10 protein-coding genes are annotated in these 9,405 nt (G+C 57.4%); 1 reads left to right on the top strand and 9 read right to left on the bottom strand.

Annotated elements, in window-relative coordinates; translation table 11 throughout:
- Window positions 1–25: 25 nt before the first annotated feature.
- The 4 genes from PLU01S_RS22130 to PLU01S_RS22115 form a co-directional block, all read right to left on the bottom strand.
- Complete coding sequence (locus PLU01S_RS22130; protein ID WP_074829877.1) at window positions 26–742, bottom strand: hypothetical protein; 717 nt, start codon at window positions 740–742, stop codon at window positions 26–28.
- Complete coding sequence (locus PLU01S_RS22125; protein ID WP_139208943.1) at window positions 739–1,302, bottom strand: hypothetical protein; 564 nt, start codon at window positions 1,300–1,302, stop codon at window positions 739–741. Before PLU01S_RS22125 ends, PLU01S_RS22130 begins: the two co-directional genes overlap by 4 nt.
- A gap of 266 nt (window positions 1,303–1,568) precedes the next feature.
- On the bottom strand, window positions 1,569–2,231 hold the full coding sequence (locus PLU01S_RS22120) for a hypothetical protein (RefSeq protein ID WP_074829882.1): 663 nt from the start codon (window positions 2,229–2,231) through the stop codon (window positions 1,569–1,571).
- A gap of 645 nt (window positions 2,232–2,876) precedes the next feature.
- Window positions 2,877–3,380 carry a hypothetical protein gene (locus PLU01S_RS22115; RefSeq protein WP_074829887.1) on the bottom strand — a complete coding sequence of 168 codons (504 nt, stop codon included), beginning with the start codon at window positions 3,378–3,380 and terminating at the stop codon, window positions 2,877–2,879.
- Window positions 3,381–3,901: 521 nt separating this feature from the next.
- Between PLU01S_RS22115 and PLU01S_RS22110 the strand changes: the two genes are divergently transcribed.
- Window positions 3,902–4,162, top strand: a complete 261-nt coding sequence (locus PLU01S_RS22110) for a hypothetical protein (protein ID WP_074829891.1) — start codon at window positions 3,902–3,904, stop codon at window positions 4,160–4,162.
- On the opposite strand, the gene PLU01S_RS22105 is transcribed toward PLU01S_RS22110, so the two are convergent.
- From PLU01S_RS22105 to merD, 5 genes are all read right to left on the bottom strand, one after another.
- On the bottom strand, window positions 4,159–7,125 hold the full coding sequence (locus PLU01S_RS22105; protein WP_074829896.1) for a Tn3 family transposase: 2,967 nt from the start codon (window positions 7,123–7,125) through the stop codon (window positions 4,159–4,161). The genes PLU01S_RS22110 and PLU01S_RS22105 overlap by 4 nt on opposite strands.
- 2 nt (window positions 7,126–7,127) lie before the next feature.
- On the bottom strand, window positions 7,128–7,688 hold the full coding sequence (locus PLU01S_RS22100; protein WP_003124096.1) for a recombinase family protein: 561 nt from the start codon (window positions 7,686–7,688) through the stop codon (window positions 7,128–7,130).
- Between the two features lie 130 nt (window positions 7,689–7,818).
- Window positions 7,819–8,808: a DUF3330 domain-containing protein gene (locus tag PLU01S_RS22095; RefSeq protein WP_003132006.1), complete on the bottom strand. Its 990-nt coding sequence runs from the start codon at window positions 8,806–8,808 to the stop codon at window positions 7,819–7,821.
- A complete protein-coding gene (gene merE, locus PLU01S_RS22090) occupies window positions 8,805–9,041 on the bottom strand; it encodes a broad-spectrum mercury transporter MerE (protein WP_003132004.1) in 237 nt (78 codons plus the stop codon). The genes PLU01S_RS22095 and merE overlap by 4 nt, the downstream gene beginning before the upstream one ends.
- Window positions 9,038–9,403 carry a mercury resistance co-regulator MerD gene (gene merD / locus PLU01S_RS22085; RefSeq protein WP_000995360.1) on the bottom strand — a complete coding sequence of 122 codons (366 nt, stop codon included), beginning with the start codon at window positions 9,401–9,403 and terminating at the stop codon, window positions 9,038–9,040. Before merD ends, merE begins: the two co-directional genes overlap by 4 nt.
- Between the last annotated feature and the right edge of the window lie 2 nt (window positions 9,404–9,405).

Raw genomic sequence — 9,405 nt, 5'->3', positions numbered from 1 at the left:
CCTCGCCCGACAGGGCGGGGAGCAGTCACGGCTCTTGAAGTATTCGACGGAGCCCTTCAGCGTCGGGTAGTACCGCTCCTTCTGGGGCATCCCACTTGATATAAGTCTCTTTTATGTCCTCGACCTGATCTGACCGGCTCAATGAGGTCTGTTCGACAGAAACGCCGTTGGCCTCGCCGGACAACGATGGTTGTGTACCAGTCAGGGGCGCTTGAATGTCAAATGAACCAGGTATGACGGCTACCAGAAGCTTTGGTGTTATGCGGGTTACGGCTGCCTCACCATAGGCCAGTTCAAGGGGAACCCCTACACGCTCAAGCACCTTTGCCGGGCCACTGCCGGCAGACGATCGCTGGATGCCAAGCCACATAGTAAACCTGTCTTCTACAATCCCTCTCGCCTTCGTACGTATCAGATAGCTTTCAGCATCTAGAACAGTCTCCAGGGCGGTACTGGCGATACGTGTGGATGGCTTTATGTCAGCTTCGCTGAGGATACGAGGGCGGGAGGACGAAAGATCTCTAAGGAGATTATCAGCGATACCATGATCGGCTGGGATGATGTAGGAGCCCTCAGATCCAGCCAAGCTCTGAAGCGCCAGCGCTGCATCGGTTTCTTCCTGGGTAGCATTGGTTTGTAGGAGCATTACATGGACGTAAGGCGCCTGCTCAACTTGCTGAGCTTGAGTTTGGGCCGAGCCGAGCGTAAAGGCTGACAGGGCTAAAAGAACAAAGGGTTTCATTTGGCTTGTGGTGCTAGCTCAGTATTTTGGGCAGCCAGGTCTTCTTCTTTAAGACGCTGATCAGCGCAGCTAGCCATTCGAGTCATAGTTTCTGGAGTCACAGTAATAAGCTCTGACTGGTCTGCGCACGACTTCATAGCCTGAATCCATTTGATCTGCTCAACGCTGCCGCCCGAACTGGCTTTGCGGGCATCAAACTCTTTCTGAAAGAGCAGGTAGATACGGGCAATCTGTTCCGCCTCAGAATTTTGAGATGTCTCGCTAGTATGTGCTGGCTCACCAGGCTCGGCGCCCACCTCAGCAGCTAGCACCTTCGCGGAAAGTAACGTGAGACCTACTGAAAAAAGCAGCAGTGCAAAAAGCCCAATAAATGGAGCGCCTATTTTCAACGGGTGTGGAAGCCACTTGTGAAGTCCTTCCAGGACAAGAAGGCAGATATAAACGAGTGGAAACAACAATACATAGTAAGGATTGTAAAGGCAGGCCATAAGAACAGAACTCATGCCGGAGAAAGCGACCTGAAATTTACGGCTCAACCAGAAAGAAGCATCACGAGACATAGTGCAACCAGCAAATGATTGTGTTGTAGTCTCGAAAGTATAGCATTGCGAGAAAATGTACTGCTAGCTACCTCTGGTCCTGAATAGGACAGGTACGAGTACGGTTAAACGCATTGTCCTTTATCTATGGGAGCTACAAAGGGCAAGCTCCGGCGTGTTGTGTGTCTGTCCTGGATCAAGAAATTCACCCGGTTCCTAGTATGGTAGTAGTGAGGGCAAGAAGCGGCTTGGCCAGCTTCTCGCGTTCCAAAAGGATAGGGGAGCACTTAGCGCATATTAGGGTTTAGATCTGCCCACTCACCATCAGCTTGCACAAATATCTGGGTGGACTCGTATAGCACTGGAGCGGAATCGGGTGCTTGGCTTGAAGTGCCAGACTGATAGGCAGAATCTTTTTCAGGAGCCTTATGAAGTGCGTCATAGACTCCCTTGGCTGCTGCAGCCACGCTTCCAACGCCTAGAATAACAGGGCCACCCATAGCAAGCCCTGCGCCAGCAACAGCAAGTTTTGTATAAGCCATTGTCTTGTTGTCTATCTTATCCCCGGCTAGTTGCACCGCGGCATATCCTGCAACGGCCGCAGCTGGGTTGGCAGCGAGGCTGCTAGCGATCTCAAGGCTGTCATCATCATGCTTTGACTTTTCCTTAATCTGACTTACTGCAAGACCAACAGCCCCACCTACGCCACCGCCTATTTTCATCCCTGTGTACATGTGATCAAGACTACGCTCTAGCGGAGTTTCCTCGCGGTCTTTTGCTTGATCATAAACGCGCTGTATCTCCTGCACTCGATCATAAACACTCCCAAGTGTGGATCGTTCCTGATTTGGCTCTTCTCCGGGCAAAAGTAGCCTCTTAGAAGCCGGTTGAGGGCCCGCCTCTATAGAGCTAGAGGCGTTTGAAATTAATCCTTTGAGAGATGTTGCCATGGTCGTTCCCTATGAATACGGCTAAGGTCAACACATGATGGCATATTTTGGTTTATAAGATTTATAAACGTATACAGGATAGAACATCATTCAATAAGCTATAAGATAGCTGTGCTTTCCCTCCGAAAATATCCTGGTTCAAAAGTGTCGGTTGTCGTCTATAGCTTTCTGCATGAGGAGCAGGCACTGATCGGCAGAGGCGGGCCTTAAGGCGGGTAGTAGCCGCTACGATGCTGATTCTTGCGCTATCAGGAAAACACTATCGTTTTAAACAAGGTTTCTACCTCATATGTACATGAATCAACCTGTTTTTCTTATGGCTTGTTATGGATAGGCAGTTGGCCAATCCCTAGGTGATGTCTGGCGATCTTGGCTTCTTTGGTCTGTTCTGGCTCTTTAGGCGGACAGAACGGCATCTGGGACTGGATGAAAAAGTCTATTGCTGAGCAAGAAGCGGGCTTGAAGCCAGAGCCACACCTACATAGGTCAGAATGAGGTATCGACTTAAGGCGGTAACGCCATTTACCGCTTATGCCGCTTATAGTAGACGACTTGCCATCGCTAGCTACAGACTGAGCTAGCCTGCTTAGCCTGTCGTCAATACAGTATTACTTGGCTTTCAAGAAACAGCTTGAGTTCCAGCTTTTATTCATAACGATACTGTTCAGTGCCCTTGCTACTATCGGTATAAGACCGTCTAAAACCATCAGCTCTGACTTTGAGGTCGTCCTCAAAGGTAGATGAGCCTGGCTTGATAGATAAGGGGAGCGAAGACGCCCAACCTTGGTAGGTAAGGCAGTTGTTGTTGTTTCCACACCCTGACAAAATCGATTCAGTAAGGTACTGACAGTAAAGCTTCTGATTGTCGTCGGCTTGCTGACTTTTAGCATCAGCAGTTAGAACACCACAATCAAATTCTCCATACTGCATGGCCAGGCGTTCGGCTTGGCTGGGTTGCTCAGCCTGATTCGTAAATGCTTGCCCCTGAGCGTTTGCCACAAAGGGCATCAACACAATAAAGCCAAAGCGTACTGTCCAGCTTTCAGCGAGAAACTGCCCTCGAATGGCGGATAATCCTCTAGTCCAGTGAACAGAGCTCATTACTGCCTGAGCTATATTGGCCTTATTGAAGCGTTGTTTGGCGGTCATACGGCGATTCCTTGTCAGAGTCGGTTTACTCATCAATGTCATTGATTGCTTCCCTGGGATTGTCCGTTATCCAGTGTTTTTCATCATCCAATCCACTATCAGACAAGACGAAGACGGACGGCTGTAGCTGCTTCCGTTACGTAAGTTACAAAGCCGTTGGTATTCAGCCTTACGCATAGTGGAGCGCACCTGCGTTATGGCTGGCGCAGCTTTCTGGCGTGGCCGGCATGAATCCCAATTTGAGCGCCATGAAGGTGGCTTCAATTACGCTACGTTGCTCATCGACGGCAATATGGTCGGACTATGTGTGTGCCAGCGATGATGTTTCTTATGGATTAACTATCGCGAAGTTCTGCCCATGAATGGTTGGAGCGGTTTCTACCTCATGTGCCTACTGAATTTAGTGTTGAAAAGTATATACAATAGTAAATTATATATAAAAATACTTTCTGCTCTCAATCAGTCACAGTAATCTATGTCTGTTCCCTCATTCGCTTGATAATCAAGGCATAGGATCAGTCATGGGCGTAGGCGTATATTCCGACAATTTCGAAGAAACAGGCGGAACGTTTCTTGTCGATGACATCCTGGACTATACGCAAGGGTATGAAGATTACCTTTCCCAGCTCACCGAGTCAGAAGAGCCGGTTAGTCTGGATACGTATACCGAGGATGAGCTCCAGCAACAGTGGAAAGACCTTGAGGGTATTATCCAACACGTTTTTAGTCTGCTAGGAGCTAAGAAGGGGTCGCCTCAGAAAACGGAAAATAAAGCACGCTAAGCCGGTTGCAGCGGTCGTAGCGGCCTGAACTTGCCCGCGCCGATCTTGGCGCTGCTGCGCCAGAGGTAATCGCCGGTGAGGTTGATGTGCTCCCAACCGAGCGGCGACAGGTACTGCAACAGCGCGTCATCAACGGCATGGCCGTTGCCACGCAGCGCGTGCGCAGCCCGTTCCAGATAGACCGTGTTCCACAACACGACGGCAGCCGTTACCAGATTGAGGCCGCTAGCCCGGTAGCGCTGCTGCTCGAAACTGCGGTCGCGGATTTCACCCAGGCGGTTGAAAAACACTGCCCTGGCCAGCGCATTGCGCGCCTCGCCCTTGTTCAGGCCGGCATGCACGCGGCGGCGCAGTTCCACGCTTTGCAGCCAGTCCAGGATGAACAGCGTGCGCTCGATGCGGCCCAGCTCGCGGAGCGCCACGGCCAGGCCGTTCTGGCGTGGGTAGCTGCCGAGCTTTCGGAGCATCAGGGAGGCCGTCACCGTGCCCTGCTTGATCGAGGTGGCCAGCCGCAGGATTTCGTCCCAATGGGCGCGGACGTGCTTGATGTTGAGCGTGCCGCCGATCATGGGTTTCAGCGCGTCATAGGCGGCGTCGCCCTTCGGGATGTAGAGCTTGGTGTCGCCCAGGTCGCGGATGCGCGGCGCGAAGCGGAAGCCCAGGAGGTGCATCAGGGCGAAGACGTGATCGGTGAAGCCCGCCGTGTCGGTGTAATGCTCCTCGATCCGCAAGTCGGACTCGTGGTACAGCAGGCCGTCGAGCACGTAGGTCGAATCGCGCACGCCGACGTTCACGACCTTGGTGTGAAATGGCGCGTACTGGTCAGAAATGTGGGTGTAGAACGTCCGCCCTGGGCTGCTCCCGTATTTCGGGTTGATGTGGCCGGTGCTCTCGGCCTTGCTGCCGGTGCGGAAGTTCTGGCCGTCCGACGATGAGGTGGTGCCGTCGCCCCAGTGCTCGGCGAAGGGATGGCGGAACTGTGCGTTGACCAGATCGGCCAGCGCCGCCCCGTAGGTTTCGTCGCGGATGTGCCAGGCTTGCAGCCAAGCCAGCTTGGCGTAGGTCGTGCCGGGGCAAGACTCCGCCATCTTGGTCAGGCCCAGGTTGATCGCGTCGGCGAGGATCGTGGTCAGCAACAGGTTCTTGTCTTTGGCCGGGTCGCCCGATTTCAGATGCGCGAAATGCCGAGTGAAGCCCGTCCATTCGTCCACCTCCAGCAGCAGTTCGGTGATCTTGACGTGCGGCAGGATCATTGCCGTCTGGTCGATCAGCGCTTGGGCGGTGTCGGGTACCGCCGCGTCGAGCGGCGTGATCTTCAAGCCTGACTCGGTGATGATGGCGTCCGGCAGCTCGTTGGCCGTCGCCATACGGTTGACGGTGGCAAGCTGTGTTTCCAGCAGCGTCAGCCGGTCGTTCAGGTACCGGTTGCAGTCGGTGGCCACGGCCAGCGGCAATTCGCTGGCCTGCTTGAGGCTGGCGAATTTCGCGGGCGGCACCAGGTAGTCCTCGAAGTCCTTGAACTGGCGCGACCCCTGCACCCAGATGTCGCCGGAACGCAACGCGTTCTTCATCTCCGACAGCGCGCACAGTTCGTAGTAGCGCCGGTCGATGCCGGTGTCGGTCATGACCAGCTTCTGCCAGCGCGGCTTGATGAACTCGGTCGGCGCGTCGGCGGGCACCTTGCGGGCGTTGTCGCTGTTCATGCCGCGCAGCACCTCGATGGCGTCGAGCACGTCCTTCGCGGCGGGAGCGGCCCGCAGCTTGAGCACGGCAAGGAATTCCGGCGCGTAGCGGCGCAGCGTGGCGTAGCTTTCGCCGATGCGGTGCAGGAAATCGAAGTCCTCGGGCTGCGCAAGCTTCTGCGCTTCGGTGACGCTCTCGGCGAAGGCATCCCAGGACATGACGGCCTCGATGGCGGCGAACGGATCGCGGCCCGCCTGCTTGGCCTCGATCAGCGCCTGGCCGATGCGGCCGAACAACCGCACCTTGGCGTTGATCGCCTTGCCGGACGCCTGGAATTGCTGCTGATGCTTGTTCTTGGCGGCGTTGAACAGCTTGCCCAGGATGCGGTCGTGCAGGTCGATGATTTCGTCGGTGACGGTGGCCATGCCCTCGATGGCAAGCGCCACCAGGGTGGCATAGCGTCGCTGCGCCTCGAACTTGGCCAGGTCGGCGGGCGTCATCTGGCCACCCTCACGGGCGATCTTGAGCAGGCGGTTCTGGTGCACCGACCGCTCGATGCCAGAAGGCAGGTCGAGCGCCTGCCACGCTTTGAGGCGTTCGATGTGTTCCAGCATGTGCCGCGAATTCGGTTTGACGGGCGATTGGCGCAGCCAGGCCAGCCAGGTCGTTTTGCCGTTGTCCCGACGCTTGAGCAGATCGTCGAGGCGGCGGCGATGCGCGTCCGACAGCGGTTCGGCCAAGGCATCGTAGATGCGCCGGTTGGCGCGGGTGATTGCTTCGGCGCTCGCCCGCTCGACGGCGTTGAGGGCAGGCAGAATGACCGACTGCTGCCGCAGGTGCTCGATCAAGGTGCTGGCCAGCACGATGCCCTTGTCGGTCTGCAAGACCATCTCGGTCAGCAACTGGACGGCCTGCCGGTAGTGGCCCATGGTAAAGGGCTGGAAGCCGAACACCGTTTGCAGTTCGACCAGGTGCTCGCGCCGGGTCTGCTCCCGCTGCCCGTATTCGTCCCAGCTTTCGACGCTGACCTTGAGCTGGTCGGCGACCAGTTTCAACAAGGGCGGAAACGGCGGCTCATCGACGCCCAGGATGACACCAGGAAAGCGCAGGTAACAGAGCTGCACGGCGAAGCCCAGCCGGTTGGCCGGGCCGCGCCGCTGCCGGATGATGGAGAGGTCGGTTTCGCTGAACGTGTAGTGACGGATCAACTCATCCTTGGTGTCCGGCAACGCCAGCAGGCTTTCGCGCTCGGCGGCGGACAGGATTGAACGACGTGGCATATTTACTGATCCGTTCTCAAGTATTGATACAGGGTTTCGCGACTGATTCCGAATTCACGAGCCAGCTTGGTCTTTTGCTCGCCAGCCTCGACACGTTGGCGCAGTTCGGCAATACGCTCAGACGACAGGGATTTCTTCCTGCCACGGTAGGCCCCGCGCTGCTTGGCGAGCGCGATGCCCTCGCGCTGCCGCTCGCGGATCAAGGCGCGTTCGAACTCGGCGAACGCGCCCATTACCGACAGCATCAGGTTCGCCATCGGCGAGTCCTCGCCGGTGAAGGTCAAATGCTCCTTAAGGAACTCGATGCGTACGCCGCGCTGGGTGAGGCCCTGCACCAGGCGGCGCAGGTCGTCGAGGTTGCGCGCCAGACGATCCATGCTGTGCACCACGACCGTGTCGCCTTCGCGCACGAAGGCGAGCAGCCGTTCCAGTTCGGGCCGCCGTGTGTCCTTGCCCGACGCCTTGTCGGTGAACACTTTATCCACCTGGATCTGTTCGAGCTGCCGTTCTGGGTTCTGGTCGAAGCTGCTGACGCGGACGTAACCGATGCGCTGACCGTGCAAGGTATCCTCCTGAGGGAAATGTGTCAGGAAGAAATCTATGACCCTTGACGGCGTATGTCAATCAATTCGGAAGGCAACTCTATTCTGACGATTTAGCGCCGGATGGTCTGACGCCAAGTTAGGGTATGCCTCAATCTGACGGTAGCGAGTCGCAGGCGTTCGGATCGGCATCGGTTTCGTTCCCTGTCTTGGCACGCGCTTCGAAGCGTTGATAACACTCCAACCCGCAGAAGTGCTCGACGTATTCCGCGCCTTCCGGGGTGAAGGCGGCATCGAGCGGGATTTCCTTGCAGCACACGCAGCAACTGGTGGTGGTCGAGTCACTTGCATTCATGGTGGCACCCCTCCATTGACTGACGAAGACGGCGAATGCCGCCGCCGGCATTGGCTTCGCGAACAGGAAGCCTTGTCCTGTGTCGCAGTCCGCTTGTCGCAATAGATCAAGACTCGCCGATGTTTCCACGCCTTCAGCCACCACATCCATGCCCAGCCCGTGCGCAAGCTGAATCACGGTGTGCACGATGGTTTGGTCGCGGCGGTCGTTGGCGAGCCCGGCGACAAACGATTGGTCGATCTTGAGCGTGCTGATTGGGCAGCACTTCAGATGTTGCAGACAGGAATACCCCGTCCCGAAGTCATCGGCGGCGAAGCGCACACCGATCTGCCGCAAGGCGTCCAGGGCGGGGAAGATCGCCGGATCACCAAACGCGACCGATTCGGTCAGCTCGATTTCGAGATACTCGGCGGGCAACTCGGCATCAGCCAGCACGCCCTTTACCCACCCGTCGAAGTCCGGTCCCACTTGGCTCGCCGAAACATTGACGGCCAGCCGGAACGGTCGCCATGCCAGCATTCGCCAGTCACGCATCTGGCGGCAGGCTTCGCCCAGCACCCAAGCGCCGATTTCAGGCATCAGGCCGGACGATTCGACCACGGGCAGGAACTGGCCCGGTGGCAATAGTCCAAGCGTCGGATGACGCCAGCGCAACAGGGCTTCCGCGCCGACAATCCCACCACTGCGCAGATCGACGACGGGCTGGTAGTGCAGTTCAAGCTGCCCGCGCTCGACCGCTTGGGCCAGTTCCGGCGTCGTCCATCCATCCGGCCGGAAAGCGCTCATTCTCTTTCCCTGAATGCCCGCAACGCCCGCGACAGGGACAGAAGGAACAGGCCGGTCAAACCGAGCGCCGCGATGACCCAATGCTCGCCGAGGAAAGCACCGGCGGTTGTGCCGGCCAGCACGACAGCGAGGATGGGCAGGTGGCAGGGGCAAGTCAGCACAGCCAGTCCGCCCCACAGGTAGCCGGTGATCGGTTTGTGCGTCTCGGACGGCAAGCGCTCGGGGTTGTTCATGGCAGACTCTCCGCGTGCTGTGCCGGCTCGGTCGGCAGGGTGGCCAACTGCACTTCCAGATCGGCCAACGCTTCGCGCCGACGCTCGACGAACTGACGCAGCAGGGCAAGCTGCGCGGCCGCTTCGTCGCCGTCCGCCGCATCCAGCGCCCGGCACAGCCGCGCCAGCGCGTCGAGGCCGATGCCCGCCTCGAAGGCCGCCCGCACGAAGCACAGCCGTTGCAAGGCGGCGTCATCGAACAAGCCGTAGCCGCCTGGTGTGCACGCCACCGGGCGCAGCAATCCGCGCAGCAGGTAGTCGCGCACGATATGCACGCTCACCCCGGCATCAAGAGCCAGCCGGGACACCGTGTAGGCGTTCATTG

This window comes from Pseudomonas luteola NBRC 103146 (assembly GCF_002091675.1).
In the GTDB taxonomy this organism is placed as follows: Bacteria; Pseudomonadota; Gammaproteobacteria; order Pseudomonadales; family Pseudomonadaceae; genus Chryseomonas; species Chryseomonas luteola.
Note: the sequence above shows the minus strand (reverse complement) of the source record. Positions and strands in the feature narration are given on the sequence as shown.